This is a genomic window from Paenibacillus tundrae (genome assembly GCF_036884255.1).
GTDB lineage: Bacteria > Bacillota > Bacilli > Paenibacillales > Paenibacillaceae > Paenibacillus.
Genome location: NZ_CP145605.1, coordinates 355598 through 375025 on the forward strand (window position 1 = coordinate 355598; position 19428 = coordinate 375025).

Consider the following 19428-nt stretch of genomic DNA (forward strand, 5'->3'; position numbering starts at 1 on the left):
ATGAATAATCAAACTATTCTACGGAGGGTCGGCTTGATTCTGGCCCTCTTTCTGTTGACGGTAAGCATTGGCGTACCCCTGCTTTTTATTTTTTGGCAAAGTGTATATCCCGATGGCCAGTGGGACTGGACGGCTCCTATTCGTACGATTACAGGACATCATTTGTCTGGGGTGTTGCTTAACTCGGTTTGGCTCGGTATCTGTGTAGTAATGGTAACAACACTGCTTGCCTTGCCGCTCGCCTGGATGATGTCTAAGACTCGAATGGGTCAGCATCGATGGGTAGACGTAATCTTAATGATTCCGTTTATGACTCCACCATACATCGGTTCGATGGGCTGGATACTATTCATGCAAAAAGGGGGCTATCTCCAGCAATGGATTCCCTCAGCTTCGAAATGGAGTGAGCTGTTCTTCAGTTTCTGGGGAATGGTGCTCATTATGAGCCTGCATCTATTTCCGTTCCTATACTTGCTGCTTCGGGATGCATTAATTCGCATTGGCGGCAATCTAGAAGAAGCGGGAGCAGTACACGGTGCGCCTGCGGGATATCGATTCCGCCGTATTATTCTTCCATTGTTACTGTCTTCCTACGGAATGGGCATCATGTTGGTATTCGTCAAAACCATTGCGGAATTCGGAACGCCTGCCACCTTCGGCAGAAAGATTGGCTATTACGTGATGACTTCAGAGATTCACAAGTATATCTCCAGTTGGCCGATTGATTTTGGTAAGGCAACTTCACTCGCTTCCATCTTGTTGTCGGTCTGTCTCGTCATGTGGTACATGCAGTCTACGATGTCCCGCAAGTTCACTTACCGCTTAATAGGAGGGAAGGGACAACGTTCCAAACGTTATTCTCTCCGAGGCTGGACTGGAGTGCTCTGTGGTTCGTACCTTGCCCTGCTCTTGATTCTTTCTGTGGGCATTCCGTATTTCTCCATTATTGCGGCTTCAACGATGAAGTTACGCGGTGCCGGATTGGCTTGGGATAACCTAACGCTGGAGCATTATCGTGATCTCTTGTCGTGGGGCTCTGTTAGTTTGAAGGCAATCGGAAATAGCTTAGGATTGTCACTCGCAGCTTCAACGGTGGCGGTGTTCATTGGTACGGGGCTTGCGCTAACCATCGGCAAATCATCTTCATGGATGCAGCGTATCATCGATTTGTTCAGCCTACTGCCGAACACCGTGCCGGGGATCGTCATGGTTGTGGGGCTGATTTTGTTCTGGAATTCACCTTGGATGCCATTCACGCTCTATAACACCTATGGCATGGTTGTTCTGACCTATGTTGTGCTGTTCCTTCCTTACACCGTGCAATATGTAAAATCAAGCTTTACCCAAATTGATGGATCATTATTTCAGGCAGGTCAAGTATTTGGCGGCAAGCCGCTGTACATCCTACGGCGTATTCTTGTGCCCTTAATTATCCCTGGCATGCTTGCTGGGTGGATGATGACCTTTACGATTGCGACAAGAGAACTAGTCGCCTCGTTATTAATTCTTCCGCCGTCGATGCAGACGTCGGCGACGTATATTTTTGCCCAGTTTGAACAGGGTCAGGTTTCATTGGGTATGGCGATGGCAGTTGTTACTGTAGGTATGACGGTACTTATGCTGCTTGGGATCGAAATTCTGAATTCGAAGAGAAAGTGGAATGCATCATGATCAAACTGAACGTATGGGGCGGTGCAGGGGAACATGGCCGCTCTGCGTATCTCCTTAGCGGGAGTACACAACGTCTTTTACTGGATTGTGGCGTCAAAAAAGGAGGAGCAGGGGAGTACCCTCTCCTAGATCAAGAAATTGTACCGCAGTTGAATGCCGTGTTATTGTCTCATGCACATGAGGATCATTCCGTAGCCATTCCCCTGCTCTATAACCTGGGCTATCAAGGTGAAGTGTGGACGACGCGTGAGACCCGAGAACAGTTGGACACGTACTTCAAGGCATGGCGAAGTAATACGGAGCGTGCAGGGTATGCTGTACCCTATGAAGAGAGTGACGTGCAGTCTATTCGTTATCGCTATTTGGAACAAGAGGCAGCGTGCGGAGTTTGGTTTGAGCTTATCCCTGGCGTGTGGGCGATCTGGGGGCGTACGGGTCATCTCGCGGGCTCGGTGTGGTTTGCCATTGAGATGGAGGATCAGCGCATATTTTACTCCGGCGACTATACCTCTGAATCCATGCTGCTGCAGGAAGATGATCCTTTAGAGACTTTACGTGGGGCAGGCCGATTGCATGGCTCGCAGAGGAGCAAACCGATGCGCAGTCGGGTAGATCATACGGCGTTAAGGAGCAACATCGCTGTGGGTCAGGAAGCCGAGTTTGCAGGTAGTCAAGGGGTCAAGGTGTCCGCAGCTGCGCCGTCTGGTGAAATGGAGCAACCTGTGGTCTCGTCTCTTGCTTATGGCTCGGTAGCAATGGACGATAAGCAGTCCATGAAATGGCGATCAGCTCCAGCACCTAAGGCAGCGGAGGCAGTAGCTCCTAATAAGAGCAGAACACTGCCGGTACAGTCTATGCAACCGTGGGGGGAGATGCTGGATCTCGCTATCATGGATGCTGCATACGGTACAGACCGGGACACGCAGGCGGATAAGTTACAACAGTTAGACCATGCGATTCGCGAGACGATTGCGCGTGGCGGGAAAGTGTTGTTGCCTATGCCTGTGGTAGGACGTGGGCAGGAGATCATGTTATGGGCAGAGCAGCAGTACCCTGGCATTCCTCTATTCGTCGAACAGGGGTTAATGAAGGGAATGGAGCAGCTTCTACATTCACCGTATTGGCTGAGAGAGAATGAAGTATCGAACAAGAGATCTCTGACTGAAGCGATTACCGAATGCTTGAATGGGTCCAGATGGCAGACACCTGTGACGCAAGAGGAGCGGGAGCAATGGTTGAAGCAGCATACGGCCTCACTATGGTTTATTCCAGATGGGATGATGCAGTCTGCTCTTGCCCGCTGGTATTATAGCCAGTTAGCCGAAGATCAGAACAATATGGTGCTGCTTACTGGCCATGTATCGGAGGGCACCTATGCAGATCAACTATCGCAGGCTCCTGAAGAGCATGGGAAATGTGAAGTGCGGAAGGTTCGTTACAAGGTTCATCAAGGGTGGCTGGATGTGGAAAGAATGATCCGTAAACTTCCTGCACGACACACGATCCTTGTGCATACCAATCGCGAAGAGACGGATAAACTTCGGGATCATCTTCTAAGCGAAGATACGCTTAGTGAAGCTAGGTTAAATGAAGGTGAAGGAACTATGCCTGATCAGATGATTCATTCTTTATCACCTGGAGATGAGCTTGTGGTGTGATTGGCGAGTGTGATTTAGATAGGCAGTGAGAGATTATTGTGAATGAGTGAGAATAACGAGAACGCCCTTACCTGGGCGTTCTTTCTTTTTACATCATGAAAATAAGAAAAAACACGATGACAAGTGTTGCTTATCATCGTGTCTGCAAATAATTCAACCATGAATTATCAATTCTTTTTCAACTATGGTGTACGTTGAATAGGGTGCTCTAGCTCAGAATGACCCATCAAGCTCTCGGATGCTTCACCATCCACTAACACATCAATCGTGTTCACTTCATCAAATTGAAACATCGTTTGGGTCAGTGCATCAAGTGCAAGCAGTTCTCCACTGGATCCCAGGTTGGCTTCCTCTGGGATATGAACATCTAACGTAAGTGCCCCTTCCTCAAACGTTGTGGAGAGTAACTCTACCTGATCCCATAATGAAATGAGATTATCATCGGAGCTGTTTTGTAATGCTTCGAACGTCTTCTGATACTTCTCTGTGTCTTCCTTGAAATCAATTGTCTGCTCTTGTTGCTCTAGCTCCAGTAATTCTGCATCTGCGTAATAGACTTCCACAGCTTGTGAGGTTCTTGTCTCTGGTTCTACCTTGGTTTCCGCTGGGCTCGGGGATTGTCCCTGTCCTTGAACACTGCTCGGTTCATTCGATCCGGATTCAGCGACAGGCTTCTGAGCACAACCGATTCCAACAATCATTAAGATGGACAAGATGAGTGCGCATCCTAGCTTAGCTTTCAATAGAGCACATCCCTTCGAAGTGATATTCAATATAATTTAGAGCCCGAGGTATTCCTTGATTCCATCCACAATCGCTTGAGCAGCCTTCATCTGCATATCCTCGGATAACAGAGCAATTTCTTCCTCGGCATTACTGAGGAAGCCGAGTTCTAACAGCACCGCAGGCATCTTAGTGTTTCGAATGACTTCTAGATTCCCATTCTTCACACCGCGGTCTTTAAGTCCCATGGCTTGAATCAAATGTTTATGGATAACGTTCGCCAAATCCTTGCTACTGCTGCGTTGATAATAAAATGTCTCTGTTCCTGATACTTTGGGAGCGGACTCTACACTATTGCCATGGATGGATACAAACACATCTGCATTCAGATCATTGGCCAGTTTGACACGTTCAGGGCGTGTGGGATACACATCCGTATCACGTGTCATGACCAGTTGAATGTTCTCCTCTTGTAGAAGGAGTGCTTGTACTTTCAACCCTACAGCGAGGGTGAAATCCTTCTCAGGTTTGTTCGTGATGCTTATTGTTCCTGGATCACTTCCGCCATGCCCTGGATCAATGACGACCACTTTGCGACCTGGTTCACCTACTGGCGTGACAATTACCGGAATGACGTTCTCACCGGAAACGTTCAGATTCACTATGAGTTTACCAGCAACTTGCTCCTGGCTGAACTGAACACTTTTCACTTGATTCAATTCAACGACAATTCGGACTTGACCTGGATCTTTTTTGAACAGTGAATATCTTACATCGGTCACATTCGGGAATCCACTTACATCTAACTTTCCATTCATCCCCTGATCCAGAGGTTGAGCCATATCGCCAAATACGGTTCCAGGCAAGTCAACCACCAGCCGGTCGGGGTTCTTCAATGTGGTAATAATCGGTTGCACATCTTGATCCATAGATACCACGAGTTGGTTGTTTGTAAACAGGATATCTGTCACTTGGGCTAGGGTAGAGCTATCATTTTGCCCTGGATTTGTGTTTGTTTCTTGGGCAGGGGTCTTGATGGTATTGACTAAGTATACGATTTTGTCTTGGTTGTTCCACTTCACCGTTAATCCCATCTGTTCACTGACAAATCGAATCGGTACTACGACTGTATTGTTAATAATCTGCGGGGCGGTATTTAAACTTACTTCCTTGTCACCCACCATAGCTTGCTTCTGATTAACGGTTAAAGCGAGTATTTGGTTATCTTGTTGAATCTTCACTTGGCTTGCTTTCTGATTCCAGTCGACCTGGAATTTTAGATTTTCGGCAACGACCCGGATGGGGATCATCACGTTTTTATTGACGATTGTGACTTGAACATCATTAGGTAGATTTAACTGCTCACCATCCAAAAAAATCTTTGACGTGTTCGCTGCAGCATGCCCTGGACTTGGGAGTAAGAACAGCACGAACAGACTCATCCATAAGAGTAGCAAGGTCTTCTTCATTACACACCTCTATTATTTAGATCTAAGAGCTTGATTAAGCTTGATCCATTCTTGGAATTCTTGTCGTTTCATTTTCTTCACGGGTTTTACCTTGTTACTAGCTAACGTGTATCTGTACAAAATAAATTGGTCTGATGGATATTCACTGATGTAATCTAGCCATGTGCCTTCCTTTTGCCACAAGATCAGTGAGGTCGTGATGTAGTTCGTTGTCCTTGGCAGCTTCATCAGGCGGTCTTGTTGTGCATCGTAGATGGATATGGTGCTTTTGGAGGTATCCCCGTAAGGGAAGGCGATCTGATCCTCAGAAGGTGCCCAGGCATAAGCCGTGATGGTTTCTACGTTTTTCTGACCAGCTTGGTGTAATCGATCTTGAAGATTCCTCCACTCGCCCGTTTCAAGGTTCAGGAGAATCAATGAACTTCCTGCGCTACGTTCTGCTTGTATGGCAATCCATGTCTTCGAGTCTGATGCAGCGACACTTGTAATCTGAAGTAGCTTGTCCTCCCAATCAGCAGTTTGCATCGTATACTGCTGTTTCCCTTGAGTAACGACAATGGATTGAATGACATGTTGCTCAAAAGCTGGAACATCTTCCCGCTGAGTAGAAGTTGTGGTTAAGGTAACGTTACCGCCCTTCCATTGGAGGGGGTTGCTGTTGCTTTTTTGGAACGTATGGTTACTGGCATACACAGATGGAGCGGTCGTAGCGCTTAGAACGGAGTTGGAGTTCACAGACTTGGATAGGTTCTGTTTAGCCACTACCATAGAAGGTACTGTAGTCGTCAATCCTGCTAAGAGCACGCCGATCAATAGCCAGCCAGTTACATTTTGCATCGCATCATCTCCTTCATTGCCTATGGATTGCACACACGCAACTCTTATTCCATAATCTCCCTACATTATATAAACGGTAAAAATGTAAAAATGTTTCTATGTGGAATTGATTCATGTGGTCAATATTTAAAAGGTTGTTTATCATCAATGCATCCTTCAGTCAGTAAGATATATATTTAATGGATCAAATAGACAAACAGATGTAGGATACGGACATACGGTCTAATTAATTTCATATTTTCATACGATGAATACTGGTTTATCGGGAGGGGAATGGAGATGAGTGAGCAAGGGGAAAGGGTTCGGAGCATTCTGCAGACTATGAGTTTACGGGAAAAGGTTGGGCAAATGTTATTGATTGGATTCCATGGAACCGAAGCTGCCGGAGACATTGAATCGTTGATTCAGCAGTACCCGGTGGGTGGCGTGATATATTTCGCGCGTAACGTAGAATCGCCTGAACAGGTACAGCAACTGTCAGAGGGATTACAGAGCATTGCTTCCGCAAGTAACCATACTCCACTCTGGATTTCCATTGATCAGGAGGGTGGCATGGTATCCAGGATTACAGAGGGGATTGCGTTAATGCCCGGACAGATGGCTATTGCTGCTGCTGGTTCCCAGGATGACGCTTATCAAGCGGCATATATTAGCGGAATAGAGTTGAGATCCATGGGGATTAACATGAATTTTGCTCCCGTCCTGGACGTTAATAATAATGCGGCTAACCCTGTCATTGGTGTGCGCTCATTTGGTGAGAATGCTGATATCGTAGCAGATTACGGAGTTAGAGCTGTAGCGGGTTACCAAAATGCTGGAGTTGTAGCGACAGCTAAGCATTTCCCAGGTCACGGGGATACCGATACGGATTCCCATCTTGATCTACCCATCATTCCTCATGACCGAGAGCGGATGAACCGAGTTGAGCTGGTTCCCTTTCGATCCGCTATAGCAGCAGGTGTGGATGCAGTTATGTCAGCACATATTTATTTTCCTGCACTCGAATCAGAGCGTCTACCTGTCACCTTATCACGATCCGTACTTCACGGGTTACTCCGCGGGGAATTTGGTTATGAGGGTATGATTGTAACAGACTGTATGGAGATGGATGCCATTGCTGTACACTATGGAACGGTTGAAGCAGCAGTCATGGCTGTAGAAGCTGGAGCAGATCTGGTACTCATTAGTCACACGCCGAGGTTACAGATAGAGGCATATGAGGCATTGATCACTGCAGTACAACAGGGGCGAATTAGCGAAGCACGAATAAACGAGTCGGTGATGCGGCTATTGATGTATAAGAGCAAGCATGGTTTGTTAGACAGCAGAATGAATGCAGATAATCGAAGTGAGGATGTTAATTTGTCTCCCGCACAGCCCGATATGCCTGCCTTGGATACTGAAACAGAGCGTAACAGCCCGCTACATCAGGCTGTAGCTCAGCGCATCAGTGAGAGGAGCATCACACTTGTACGTGACCAGATGGGGATGTTACCCCTGAAAATGCAGCGTACATTGGTCATCACGATTGCATCATCGGTGACCAGTGCTGTTGATGAACAATTAAGTGAAACATCCACGCTGGGTGCTGTATTATCGCGTTATGGGCTGGAGGTTATTGATCTGTATGCCAATGTGGAGAATGTCTCCAATTCCTCCGCGAGTATGTTACAGGCTGCTAGAGAGCAAGAAGTGGAGCAAATTATCGTAGGCACCTACAATGCTAGAAGTCCTTCTGGCGAATCACAATGCAGATTAATTGAAGCGTTGCAGCAAATTGGAAAACCACTAGCAGTCGTAGCGCTGCGCAGCCCATATGATCTGCTTGCTCTACCTAACGTGAAGGTTTATGTAGCAGCTTACGAGAGTCGGCCGCTCGCAATGAATAGTGTTGCTCAAGCGCTCCTAGGTCAGATTCCTTTTCAGGGGAAATCACCTGTGTCGATCGAGTGAAGTGAGATAAAAACGATGATGTAGCGTACTAATGTAGAGTGTAGAGTGTGCTATAGAGTGCGTGGTTATGGCTAGTGCACACAGCAAAAAGGACGAATCCATGAGATTCATTTCCCTGCAATATAGATCGGGAGATGGGTAATCAAGGAAACGTCCTTTTTTTGATGACATATTAACTCGGGCTAATTAAAAGAAAGAACATCATTATTGCAAATGCAGTGCTTTGGCTGTCTCTGCTTCAACCTCGCTCATCAGAGTAGTCATGTCCATGCCCGCATGATTACCGAGCAAGATGATTGTGATGTCATCGGATAGATTACGAGAGAACGCAGTGGCAAAGCCACCACCACTACCGTTATGGAACACGGTACGGTTCTGATCATTTTCTTTCAAAATCCAAGCGTAACCATAGTTTTTGCTGGAGTAGGGCTTGTACATTTGTTCAATCGTATCTTGGCTCAAGATCTGATCGGTGTAGAGCGCACGATCCCACTTCAACATATCATCCACTGTGGAGTAAATCGTTCCTGACCCCGATTGTGAAACGTAATAAGGTGCAGGCACCCAAGCGTTATTTTCGGAAACAAATCCACTGATGGTATGAACTTGACGGGAGGCTTCTCCCGAGTTTTTCATTCCGAGCGGTTTCAGAATCGTCTGTTGTACATAATCAGCGTAGCTGCTGCCGGATACTTGCTCAATGACATAGGCGAGTAACACGTAGCCGCTGTTGCTGTATAGATAAGCACTGCCTGGTTCAAACTTCAGCGTTTTGTGCCGGATCTCCTCTACCGTTTCCTCCAAAGAAGTCCCTTCTCCTCGGCCAAATGCGGAAGGAATACCTGAGGTTTGGGATAACAACATATGTAGCGTAATTTTATCCCCTTCTGGAATGCCTGAGATGTACTTGGAGATCGGGTCTTGCACATCGAGCAACCCTTCTTCTGCTAAGTGCAGGATGGATGCAGCGGTGAATGACTTGCTCAGTGAAGCGATACGAGTCTTCTGATCCGGACGATTCATGGTGTGTTCATCAGCAAGGCCGTAACCTTGGCGGAGTAACACCTCGCCGTTCTTAGCAATCAATGCCATGCCAGGAAACTCAGCTTCGCGCAGATACGTATCTACACTGGCAAGTTCAGCATTTAATACGCTAACTTGGTCTGTCTTCACATTTACACTCATCTGTTCGGAGGCGGTGCGTTGTACCTTAATATCTGCCTTGAGCGCATTGGCAAGCGGACGAACCGGAACCATCATTGTACCATTCACCGTCCGAGATTTAACGCCTGTAGACAGTTGAACGTGATTGACTTGAATAGAGCTGGTGCTAGCCTGATGAATGAGGGTGTCTCTTCCCACCTTAATGGTAGCTGTCTTCGTAGGGGCATCCCATTTGAGCGTACCATTTAAGGATTGCACAACATCTCGAAGCGGTACGAAGGTTGATCCTTGAAAAATAAGAGGCTGATTCTTCCAGGTCTGTTCTTGACCATTCACTTCAATATGGACAGTGTTAGCCGCCTGAGCGGCCGTAGCGACATTCCCGGCCTGTCCCAGCACCGGGCTAGCACACAACATAAGTACGAGCATGATGCGAGATAACGATATAAAGAGCTTAGAAACAGGTTGTTGCACTTGCGACTTGCGTATAATTTGAATCCTCTCCTTCCAAACGTTTCATGAATAACCAGCTTTATGAGCAATTGTAAACGATCTCGAACAAGCGGTCAAAAATTAAGAATGTTCATGGAGCTATCTTGAAGATATGACACCCAATCTCCAAAATCCGAACTATTTAATATATATACGTAATATTTTTCTTATGTCTATCCGATAAAAAGAAGGGTGAAGAATTTAATGGAGGATAGAAATAATGAAGAAATCGATGAAAAATTGGTTTACCTTGACCGTCAAAAAACGACTAATTGCTTCATTGCTCTTGTTCCTGATTATACCGAGCATTAGCGTGGGCTGGTTATCCTACACGAAGGCAGCGGAGCGGGTTAACGAAGAGCTTATTCGTTCTGCAGAAGCCAAAACAGAAATGCTTAGTCTACAGATCAATGAAATGCTCGATATGGAGAAGGATAATGCCGCACAGCTAGCTGCAGGAGTAACTTCTAGCGATGTGATTAACAAATCGCCTGCTGTGCAAAAACAGATGGATCGCATGTCTGAAAACCATGATGAACTCGCTGTACTGACTATAGGTGCTGAGGACGGTAGCTGGATGAAGTCCCCAGATCCAGGCGAGCAGATCTATGATCCACGTGAGCGGAGCTGGTACACGCAGGCTATGGCTGAATCGGAGCCTATTATCTCAGACACGTTCCAATCTGCGACAACAGGGGAGTGGGTTGTGACGGCGGCGGCCAAGCTAGCCGATGGTAAAGGGGTATTTGGTGCCAATGTAAGTCTCAATCATCTGAAGGAATCGGTAGATAATATACATATCGGTAAAGAAGGTAAGCTGTACATGCTGGATAATGGAGGGAAGTTTCTCTTCCATTACAATATTGAATCTGGGGTACAGTCTGATGCAAGTTATATTAATGAGATGTACACGCAAGACCGGGGTACTGTGAAATACACCTATGAAGGTCAAGAATTACAAGCCGTATATTTCACGAATCCAGCGACAGGTTGGAAAATTGTTGGCGAGCTGGTTCCTTCTGAAGCTGCTGAGGCAGTAAGACCCATTTTGATTCGGACGTACATGGTGGTAGGCGCTTCGCTATTGGTCGGCATTATTTTGCTTATCTTTATCATCCGTAGCATCCATCGTCCATTGACCCAGCTTACACAGGCGGCTTCGCAGGTGAGTGCAGGCGATCTTACCGTTCATATCGGCATGAAGCGAAATGATGAATTCGGTCAGTTAGCCAATAGCTTTGACACGATGACCTCGTCTCTGCGTGAAGTTCTTGGCGAAGTTCATGGTACATCAAGTCAACTGGCGGCTTCATCGGAAGAGCTGATGGCGAGTTCAGAGCAGACATCCAAAGCGACGGAGCAAGTGGCTGAGCTGATGCAAGGCGCGGCGGAAGGAACGACGAAGCAAAACCACAGTCTTTCGGCTACAGGACAATTAGTTGGAGAGATGTCCTTAGGTGTTAAGGAAATTTCAACGAGCGCCGAAAGTACTGCACGAATCGCTCTGGAAGCTTCTACGAAATCCGAGGCAGGGATGGTTACGGTAGATGGAGCGGTAGCATATATGCACCAAGTCAATGATGAGAGTAAGGCAGTTGAAGCTGTGATTGAGGATCTACGTGCCAAAAATGATGAAATTATTCAGATTGTTACCGAGATCACGGCAATTGCTAAACAGACGAACATTCTGGCACTGAACGCAACCATTGAAGCGGCACGTGCAGGTGAGCAAGGTCGCGGCTTCGCCGTTGTTGCTAATGAAGTGAAGATACTTGCCCAGAGCTCGGGTAGTTCGGCTGAGCGTATTAATGAGCTGATGCAGGAGATGCAAGAGAAGACCAATGAGGTACAGTCGACCTTTGCCCAAACAGGCGAAAGTATGATCAAGAGCTCGCAAATGATTACAGAAGCCGGAGAGGCCTTCCAAGATATTCGGGATGCTGTTCAGCAGGTCGCGGCGCAAGCAGAGGAAGTATCGGCTGCGTCCCGTCAGATTGATGGTGGGATGGGGCATGTAACCAAAGCGGTGAATGATACGATCATTCTGTCGGATCAGATTGCCTCAGGAACCGAGGATGGTTCTGCCGCTGCGCAGGAGCAACTGGCGACGATGGAAGAGGTTGCGGCGTCCTCTGCGGCTCTGTCCCGTATGGCAGAGGATCTTCAGAGTATGATTGAACGTTTCAAACTATAGAACGGCGTTGTAGAAAAAGATATGTAAGGCTGTGGGGGTGTAACCCTACAGCCTTTTTTTTGATCTTCAGCTTATAAGCTGAAGAGAGAACTTACTTCTGGATACATGTTCTGTCCTATACCCATATGAGTAAGAGTATAAGCAAGAGCATTTGTTGACATTAAACAAACTAAATTATATTATATCTATAAATAAACAAACGAAATAAAACAACGTCTATGTTTTTTTGAATAACTTAATTAGATTGAACCAGTATTAGCGATAAAGTCATGAATTCATTCACATGAGATTAACGATAGAGGATAAAGGAGAGAGTTCTTCCATGAAATCAACGGATGTTATTTTGCAAACAGCCTCATTAGAAGAGATCAAGCGAGGGTACTTGAGGGAAGCATCGAATTATGTGTGCATTTGCTGCGGTTACAGCACAGAAGTAGGCATTATCTATCCCGAAGACGGCGTGTTGTATGAAGCAGAGCGTTACATTCGAGTTCATTTGGAGAAAACGCATGGATCAGTATTTGAATATTTGCTGGAGCAGGACAAAGCGATAACTGGACTATCGGATGTACAGCGGGGCTTGCTTGCTCAATTCTATGAAGGGAAGAAAGATGCCGAAGTGCAGGAGGCACTTGGGATCGGCAGTGCTTCCACCATTCGCAACCATAGATATATGTTGAAGGAAAAGGAACGGCAAGCAAAAATATTCTTGGCATTGATGGAGCTTCTCAAAAGCAAAGATACCCATGCACCGGCTGAATTCGTGACACCTGTGAACAAACCAGTCGGTCAAATGAATGGGGGATCATTCGATATATCCGATCAGGATCGAGCCAAGGTGTTAACTAAATATTTCCCCGAAGGTACGGACGGCATGCTTACGACGTTCCAGATGCAGCAAAAGCACAAGTTTATTGTGCTGACTGAAATCATCAAACGATTCGAACCCGGACGAACCTACACGGAAAAACAAGTCAAAGCGCTGTTAAAGCAGGTCTATCATGATGATGTTGAGATCCGTCGTTATCTCGTTGACTATGGATTTCTCGGTCGAGAAGCAGATGGCAGTCAATATTGGAGGGAAGTTGATCAAGTTGATGGGGCACAAAGCAGTACGGGCGCAGCCTCCAATGGGGCATATTCAACAACGGTTGAAGAGAATAAAGTGAAGAAAGGGGAGTTGGAACGGATGAATCGCCGTAAAGAACTTCAGGAACAGGCCAAAGAGGTTAAAATTGAGGCAGGTGTATATCAAATTCGCAATGAACAAAATGGTAAGGTGTTTTTGGATAGCACTCCTAATTTGAAAACGATAAATGGACAGAAGTTCATGCTTCAGATGGGAACCCATCTTAATCGATCATTACAAGCAGAATGGAATGAATATGGAGAGCCTGCCTTTACGATCGAAGTCGTGGAGAAGTTGAAAAAGCAAGATAATCCGTTTTTTGACACAAAAGATGCGCTGGCGAAGCTGTTGCAGGCATGGATGGAGAAGCTTCAGCCTTATGGGGAGCAAGGTTACCATGGGGATAGCAAGAGTAGCTGACCCAGCCCAGGTATAAATTGAGGCAAGAGACAAGGTGTAAATGGAAGTGAAAAATGTAGAAGATGTTTCCATATGATATAACAGGTGGACCTGTTGTTTTATAGGTCGTCTTATGGATTGTTCTATCCAAAGGAAAATGCCCCGCTTGGCTAACTCTAGCCAGCGGGGCATTTTGTATTGTAATACTCCATTAATAGGTATTCATAACACCGTAACTTTAACGATGCCAAGTGAATGAATAAGAAGAATTATAGTTTGAATTGATCAACCAGCTTCTGCAGTCTGTGCGCTAAGTGCGCCAGAGAGTCAGCCGAGGATGAAATCTCCTGCATGGAGGCAACTTGTTCCTCTGTTGCTGCGGAGATATTCTCTGTACCATCTGCATTCGCTTCCGAAATAGAGTGGATATGATCGATGGATTGAACCACTTCTGCTGTACTTGCAGCCATCTGCTGTGAAGCCGCTGCGATACTCTCCAGCTGATGATTGACTACATTCACGGCTTGATTGATCTGTGCAAAAGCTTCATCGGCAGAGCGAACAGCACGGATTCCACTAGCCACATCCTGTTGCCCAGCTTGGGCATCCTTATTCGCATGCTCAATCTCCTGTCTGATGGAGGCAACGCGCTCAACAATCCGTTGGCCGGATTCGCTGGATTGTTCTGCGAGCTTGCGAACCTCACTAGCAACAACGGAGAACCCGCGTCCATGCTCACCAGCTCGTGCAGCTTCAATAGAAGCGTTCAGGGCAAGCAAGTTGGTCTGAGCTGCAATGTCGGTAATGACCGAAACCATCTCGCCAATGGAGGTAGAATGATGTCCAAGTCGCTCCGCTGTTTGGGTCATATTATCAACAAAGCGACTAACCGAATCCATTTCAGTAACGACCGTTTGAATGGAAGCATTGCCCTGCTTAGCTAGCTCGCTAGCCTGCAAAGCAGCTTCGGATACTTGCTGGGTGCTGTCCGTCACCTGTCCAACGCCTCCGGCAAGTTCATTCATCTGCTGAGAAGTATGCTTCAGACGGCTAGCTTGTTTCTCGATGCCTGTTGCAGATTCTTCGGTGATCAGCGCAACCTGTTCGGTTGCTTTCGTTGTCTCAGATGCGTTCACAGCAAGCTGGTTAGATGAGCTGGTTAGTTCATCAGCAGTCTGTCTTACATCCTGAATCACGCTACGCAGAGATTGGCTCATTTTGTTGAAGCTGGTGCTCAGTTTACCGAATTCATCTTGACCAGTAACGGGTACTTCTATTGCCAGATTACCATCACTTATCTCATTGGATGCCTGCACCAGGCGATTCAGTGGACGTGTGATGGATTGTACGATCCAGTAAATGATAATGGAGCTTACGGCAACGGCAATGGCAACGACAATGAGCGTGGTATACAGAATAGGACGAACGGATGCAGTGACTTCATCACTGTCAATAACACCTACAACTGTCCAGCCTGTTGTTTCATTTGTTGTGAAGAATGCATGCTCTTTATGTCCTTCTAATGTATACGTAAGGGAACCGTTTTTCTGATTAAATATGTCTTGGAATGGAGCAGAAGTACCTTCTGTCCCTGGCTCCACGGTAGGGTGAACGATGATTTTATTGGCGTTATCAATGATGTACACATAACCTTTGGTACCAATCTTGGTATTGTTAACGGTCTGCGACAAGCCTTCAAGCGAAAGGCTGACAGAGACGACGCCATGACCATCTGCTGCGGTCTGCGCTACTGAGGCAACAACGTTACCTGTGTTGCTAGAGATATATGGTGTGATTACGGTTGGGACATCTTTGTTCTGTGTGGCTGCTTGATACCACGGACGTTCACGAGGGTCATACCCTGCCTTATTGACCGCGGTTACGGGAGAATTGATATACACACCTTGATCCGTACCGATCGAGGCGAGCTCTACGTCATTGTGGGTTTCTTTATATGCATCAAGTAGGGTACGAATGGTTTCTGTTTCGTCTCCTTGAGTTGGGCCTACATTGCCTGCATCCATCTGAGAAGCCAGGAAATCGACATTTTTTCGTGTAGCACCAATGATCTCATCAATGGTCTGATTAAGCACATTCACACTGCTCATGGCACTTTCGTACATCTTTTCTTCCACTTTGCCTTCGGCTGTCTGGAATGAGATGATGCCTAGGCTGATCGTTGGAATGAGTAGGACAATTGCAAATGACAGAATCAGTTTCTCTCTCATCTGTATAGATCTTTTGACAACAACCTCATGTTTCTTCTTCATACATATTCCCCCTCTAAGCAACACCCGCAATAATATGGACCAACCACGTTGGAGCAAAAACAGCGACAACCTACATTGTTATTGTTTTGGATCACGACATAAGCAAGGTTAAGCATGTCCCATCATGACTTAGGTGATCATGTAATATATATTCGGCTGTATAGGTCGTTTGGATTAGGTCTATTTGAGTGCTTTTGCATAAAAAATTTTACCTCTCCCCGAATCTTTCATCTTGTGGTATATTTCTAGGTTAATGTGTGAAAAACACCCATACATCAAGAGGAGTAGGAAGGGGTTGTACCCGAATTGAGTAAAGCAGTCATGGTCGAGGCTGAGCCTTCATCCGCAGCAGACGTGCAGGATACAGCTTCTTTTATGCAAGGGGTTAAAGACTGTATCCCAACATTGTTAGGCTATTTAAGCATTGGTTTTGCTGCCGGTGTTATTGAAATGACAGCAGGTCTAAGTTTAGCGGAAACGGCCTTGCTCAGTCTGATCTTATACGCAGGATCTGCCCAGTTTATTGCTGCTGGCATGTTAGCATCGAATGGGTCGGCAGCTGCAATTATATTTACGATATTTTTTGTTAACCTTCGTCACTTGTTGCTCAGTGCAGCAGTGTCTCCGTATTTTCGCCATCTGACTCCACTGAAAAATATGTGGATTGGCTCTCTGCTCACCGATGAGTCGTTCGGTGTAGCCATGACTCGTGCGATTGGGCGCGAGAGATTAAGTGAGCGCTGGATGCATGGACTGAATATTACCGCGTATCTGAATTGGTTCGCAGCGAATATGGCGGGAGCGTACTTTGGGCGCTGGATTACGAATCCAGAGCGGTTAGGGCTTGATTTTGCATTACCTGCGATGTTCATCGGTCTGATCGTGCTTCAACTTGTACAACGGAAAAATAAAAAGCTACATATTAACGTCGCAATCATCGCAGTGGTATGTGTCATTATCGCGAGCATGGCGTCACTAGGCAGCATGAGTATTATTGTAGCCGCAGTCATTGCGGCGACCATGGGAGTGGTGATGGAAAGATGGAAGTAAGATGGGATGTATTCTGGATCATTATGGGCTCGGCATTGTTAACATTTATCCCTCGCGTGCTGCCCTTGATGTTGTTCAGTAAAATACAGATTCCGATGTGGTTGCTACGCTGGCTTGAATATGTACCTGTAGCGGTCATGGCTGCTCTAATTGGACAGGAGCTCTTCATGTCTGGTAACAAACTAGTACCGATTACACAGAATCCAGCGCTATGGGCTGCCTTGCCCACGCTTATTGTCGCAATCTGGACACGAAGCCTACTTGGAACCGTCCTGGTAGGTATTGTTGCGATGATGATTTTGAGGTATTGGATGGGTTAGTTCTACGTTAAATTTCCAGTGATTAGGAGTAAACCTTCGGCTGAATCGGTTAATAATGCTCATATAGTGCGTGTTCAAAAAGGTCGGTTTTCAGTACCGAGAAAATGGGATGAAGATAGAAATGGAGTAGTGGAGCGTAGGCAAAACTACGTGAGCAACTACATTGTTTCCGAAGGAAACAAACTTCGTAAGCATCCACTTATTTCGGCTGAATCCCATATTCGAAGCTGAGATGCCGCTCGCGCATCCTTCGTAATCAAAAGCGGACTTTTTGAACAACCTCTTATAGAAGTGTCTTACATGATAGAACATTATGCTGAGGAGCGAAGGGAGCGAACTCGATGGGAACGATAAGGCGCAAAGTGTTAATTACAGGAGCGGCTGGTGTGATAGGTCGAAGCTTACTTACGGGACTAAGAGCACTGGAAAAGTATGATATCGTCGCTGCTGATCTGCAGCAGGACGATGAGGCAGGCATTGTAGAGCTGGATGTTACGGATGCGGAGAGAATCAAGGAACTCACCCAAGGTGTGGATACAATCCTGCATATCGCGTGGGCAAAGGATGAAGAGGATTTTCTAGGCAAAGTGCTGCCGATTAATGTGACTGGGGCATATCATCTGTATGAAGCTGCTCGGTTGAATGGTGTGAAACGTATCATATTTGCAAGTTCAAACCATGCAACAGGGTTCTATAAAACAGGCGAGGATATTGAGGTTGATGACCCCTATCGGCCAGATAGCTTCTATGGACTTAGCAAGTGTTACATTGAGTTGTTGGGACGGTATTATGTGGATAAGCATGGCTTGTCTTCATTCAATATCCGAATTGGCAACTTCTCTGGTGACACCCATCCGCATTCCGAACGTTCCGCACATATCTGGATTTCGCCACGGGATATGGTGCAGTTAGCCCATTGTTGTATTGAAGCAGACGCGAACCTTACCTACCTTAATCTATATGGAACTTCAGCGAATACAGACAATTACTACGATATTGGATACCTCAAAGAGAAAATTGGTTACATTCCTTTAGATGATGCGGCAGATCTATGGGAGGAGGCCAAACGTCATGGTGCACCCGATAAGCAAGATGAAACGGCCTATCAAGGCGGCGGTTATACAGCGAAGGAGCAAAAAGGAACCTAGACATGTGTCTAGGTTCTTTCTTATTTAAAATATGAAAACGCTATTTTCTATTGGGCGGGAAAGGGATAAAATGGGGAATGAGGTAGTCAGATGTTCATTTCTATTATTATTCGAAGGAAGGAACGGTATCAATGACGAGTACACATTCATCCGTTATATTGTTTCAGGGAGATTCAATCACAGATGGAGGAAGATCCCGTAATGATGACCCGAATCATTTTCTCGGTCACGGGTACGCCTATCTAATCGCAAGCAGATTGAGTGTAGATCTAGCAGCTAGACAGCCGCTTTTCTACAATAGAGGTATTAGTGGTGACCGCGCATCCGACTTGTATGCACGCTGGAATGAGGATACGTTCAGCTTGAGGCCGGATCTAATTAGCATTCTGATTGGTGTTAACGATGCTTGGCGTAGCATGAATGGTGAAGCAAGCGGATTCACCGATCGTCTGGGACGAGCGTATCGCCACCTTTTGGACGAGACACGTGAAGTGATGCCGGATACGGGGCTGGTGCTTATGGAGCCTTTTATTTTGCAAACAGGAGCAACCGTAGAAAATTGGGATCGTTGGCAGGAGAGAATTGGCGAATATCAGCACTTGGTTCGTGAGCTTGCCCATGAGTTTGATGCTGTATTTGTACCGCTGCAACAGACATTCAACGATGCACTTCAGCAGGCAGAAGCTGCTTATTGGTTATGGGACGGTGTTCATCCAACAGCAGCAGGACATGAACTGATTGCTCGCCAGTGGTTGGATGTAGTACAGAACAGCCCATTGAAAATACAATAATACAGGTAGTTCAAAAAGTTCGCTTTTGATTACGAAGGATGCCTGTCGGCATATCAGCGTCGAATATGGGATTCAGCCGAAATGTCCGTTGCTCACGTAGTTTTGCCTACGCTCCGCTACTCCATTTCTATCTTCATCCCATCTTCTTGGTACTGAAAAC

The 19428-nt window shown here is 46.3% G+C and carries 14 protein-coding genes; 9 read left to right on the top strand and 5 right to left on the bottom strand.

Translation table 11 applies throughout. The annotated features are described in order from the left end of the window. Complete coding sequence (locus V6W81_RS01680) at positions 1 to 1671, top strand: ABC transporter permease (RefSeq protein ID WP_338543911.1); 1671 nt, start codon at positions 1 to 3, stop codon at positions 1669 to 1671. Next, complete coding sequence (locus tag V6W81_RS01685; protein WP_338541344.1) at positions 1668 to 3329, top strand: MBL fold metallo-hydrolase; 1662 nt, start codon at positions 1668 to 1670, stop codon at positions 3327 to 3329. Before V6W81_RS01680 ends, V6W81_RS01685 begins: the two co-directional genes overlap by 4 nt. 182 nt (positions 3330 to 3511) lie before the next feature. Here the strand turns inward: V6W81_RS01685 and V6W81_RS01690 are convergent, their stop codons facing one another. Genes V6W81_RS01690 through V6W81_RS01700 form a run of 3 tightly spaced genes read right to left on the bottom strand, consistent with a single transcriptional unit; the run spans position 3512 to position 6358 of the window. Continuing rightward, positions 3512 to 4072, bottom strand: a complete 561-nt coding sequence (locus V6W81_RS01690) for a GerMN domain-containing protein (RefSeq protein ID WP_338541345.1) — start codon at positions 4070 to 4072, stop codon at positions 3512 to 3514. Positions 4073 to 4108: 36 nt separating this feature from the next. Then, a complete protein-coding gene (locus tag V6W81_RS01695) occupies positions 4109 to 5521 on the bottom strand; it encodes an N-acetylmuramoyl-L-alanine amidase family protein (RefSeq protein ID WP_338541346.1) in 1413 nt (470 codons plus the stop codon). A gap of 12 nt (positions 5522 to 5533) precedes the next feature. Continuing rightward, on the bottom strand, positions 5534 to 6358 hold the full coding sequence (locus V6W81_RS01700) for a hypothetical protein (RefSeq protein ID WP_338541347.1): 825 nt from the start codon (positions 6356 to 6358) through the stop codon (positions 5534 to 5536). 279 nt (positions 6359 to 6637) lie between these two features. Between V6W81_RS01700 and nagZ the strand changes: the two genes are divergently transcribed. Continuing rightward, on the top strand, positions 6638 to 8311 hold the full coding sequence (gene nagZ, locus V6W81_RS01705; RefSeq protein ID WP_338541348.1) for a beta-N-acetylhexosaminidase: 1674 nt from the start codon (positions 6638 to 6640) through the stop codon (positions 8309 to 8311). 204 nt (positions 8312 to 8515) lie between these two features. Here nagZ and V6W81_RS01710 read toward each other — a convergent pair whose 3' ends face one another. Continuing rightward, positions 8516 to 9949, bottom strand: coding sequence for a serine hydrolase (locus V6W81_RS01710; RefSeq protein WP_338541349.1), 1434 nt, complete (start codon positions 9947 to 9949; stop codon positions 8516 to 8518). Between the two features lie 238 nt (positions 9950 to 10187). Between V6W81_RS01710 and V6W81_RS01715 the strand changes: the two genes are divergently transcribed. Then, a complete protein-coding gene (locus tag V6W81_RS01715) occupies positions 10188 to 12161 on the top strand; it encodes a methyl-accepting chemotaxis protein (protein ID WP_338541350.1) in 1974 nt (657 codons plus the stop codon). Between the two features lie 322 nt (positions 12162 to 12483). Next, positions 12484 to 13710 (top strand): DUF2087 domain-containing protein, encoded by a 1227-nt coding sequence (locus V6W81_RS01720; protein ID WP_338541351.1) that lies wholly within the window; start codon positions 12484 to 12486, stop codon positions 13708 to 13710. 248 nt (positions 13711 to 13958) lie between these two features. On the opposite strand, the gene V6W81_RS01725 is transcribed toward V6W81_RS01720, so the two are convergent. Then, complete coding sequence (locus V6W81_RS01725) at positions 13959 to 15959, bottom strand: methyl-accepting chemotaxis protein (RefSeq protein WP_338541352.1); 2001 nt, start codon at positions 15957 to 15959, stop codon at positions 13959 to 13961. Between the two features lie 321 nt (positions 15960 to 16280). Between V6W81_RS01725 and V6W81_RS01730 the strand changes: the two genes are divergently transcribed. The 4 genes from V6W81_RS01730 (at position 16281) to V6W81_RS01745 (ending at position 19268) form a co-directional block, all read left to right on the top strand. Then, positions 16281 to 17009 carry an AzlC family ABC transporter permease gene (locus V6W81_RS01730; protein ID WP_338543912.1) on the top strand — a complete coding sequence of 243 codons (729 nt, stop codon included), beginning with the start codon at positions 16281 to 16283 and terminating at the stop codon, positions 17007 to 17009. Then, positions 17000 to 17329 (top strand): AzlD domain-containing protein, encoded by a 330-nt coding sequence (locus V6W81_RS01735; RefSeq protein WP_056703634.1) that lies wholly within the window; start codon positions 17000 to 17002, stop codon positions 17327 to 17329. Before V6W81_RS01730 ends, V6W81_RS01735 begins: the two co-directional genes overlap by 10 nt. A gap of 350 nt (positions 17330 to 17679) precedes the next feature. Continuing rightward, complete coding sequence (locus V6W81_RS01740; protein ID WP_338543913.1) at positions 17680 to 18477, top strand: NAD-dependent epimerase/dehydratase family protein; 798 nt, start codon at positions 17680 to 17682, stop codon at positions 18475 to 18477. 131 nt (positions 18478 to 18608) lie between these two features. Beyond that, the gene (locus tag V6W81_RS01745; protein WP_338541353.1) at positions 18609 to 19268 is read left to right on the top strand and encodes an SGNH/GDSL hydrolase family protein; all 660 of its coding nucleotides are present in this window, start codon (positions 18609 to 18611) and stop codon (positions 19266 to 19268) included. Positions 19269 to 19428 lie beyond the last annotated feature (160 nt).

What these genes read in the sequence shown, in the direction of transcription:
- V6W81_RS01695 (WP_338541346.1), bottom strand. Translation starts at nt 5,521, where the DNA reads ATGAAGAAGACCTTGCTACTCTTATGGATGAGTCTGTTCGTGCTGTTC.
- V6W81_RS01700 (WP_338541347.1), bottom strand. Translation starts at nt 6,358, where the DNA reads ATGCAAAATGTAACTGGCTGGCTATTGATCGGCGTGCTCTTAGCAGGA.
- V6W81_RS01730 (WP_338543912.1), top strand. Translation starts at nt 16,281, where the DNA reads ATGGTCGAGGCTGAGCCTTCATCCGCAGCAGACGTGCAGGATACAGCT.
- V6W81_RS01715 (WP_338541350.1), top strand. Translation starts at nt 10,188, where the DNA reads ATGAAGAAATCGATGAAAAATTGGTTTACCTTGACCGTCAAAAAACGA.
- V6W81_RS01735 (WP_056703634.1), top strand. Translation starts at nt 17,000, where the DNA reads ATGGAAGTAAGATGGGATGTATTCTGGATCATTATGGGCTCGGCATTG.
- V6W81_RS01725 (WP_338541352.1), bottom strand. Translation starts at nt 15,959, where the DNA reads ATGAAGAAGAAACATGAGGTTGTTGTCAAAAGATCTATACAGATGAGA.
- V6W81_RS01685 (WP_338541344.1), top strand. Translation starts at nt 1,668, where the DNA reads ATGATCAAACTGAACGTATGGGGCGGTGCAGGGGAACATGGCCGCTCT.
- nagZ (WP_338541348.1), top strand. Translation starts at nt 6,638, where the DNA reads ATGAGTGAGCAAGGGGAAAGGGTTCGGAGCATTCTGCAGACTATGAGT.
- V6W81_RS01680 (WP_338543911.1), top strand. Translation starts at nt 1, where the DNA reads ATGAATAATCAAACTATTCTACGGAGGGTCGGCTTGATTCTGGCCCTC.
- V6W81_RS01720 (WP_338541351.1), top strand. Translation starts at nt 12,484, where the DNA reads ATGAAATCAACGGATGTTATTTTGCAAACAGCCTCATTAGAAGAGATC.
- V6W81_RS01745 (WP_338541353.1), top strand. Translation starts at nt 18,609, where the DNA reads ATGACGAGTACACATTCATCCGTTATATTGTTTCAGGGAGATTCAATC.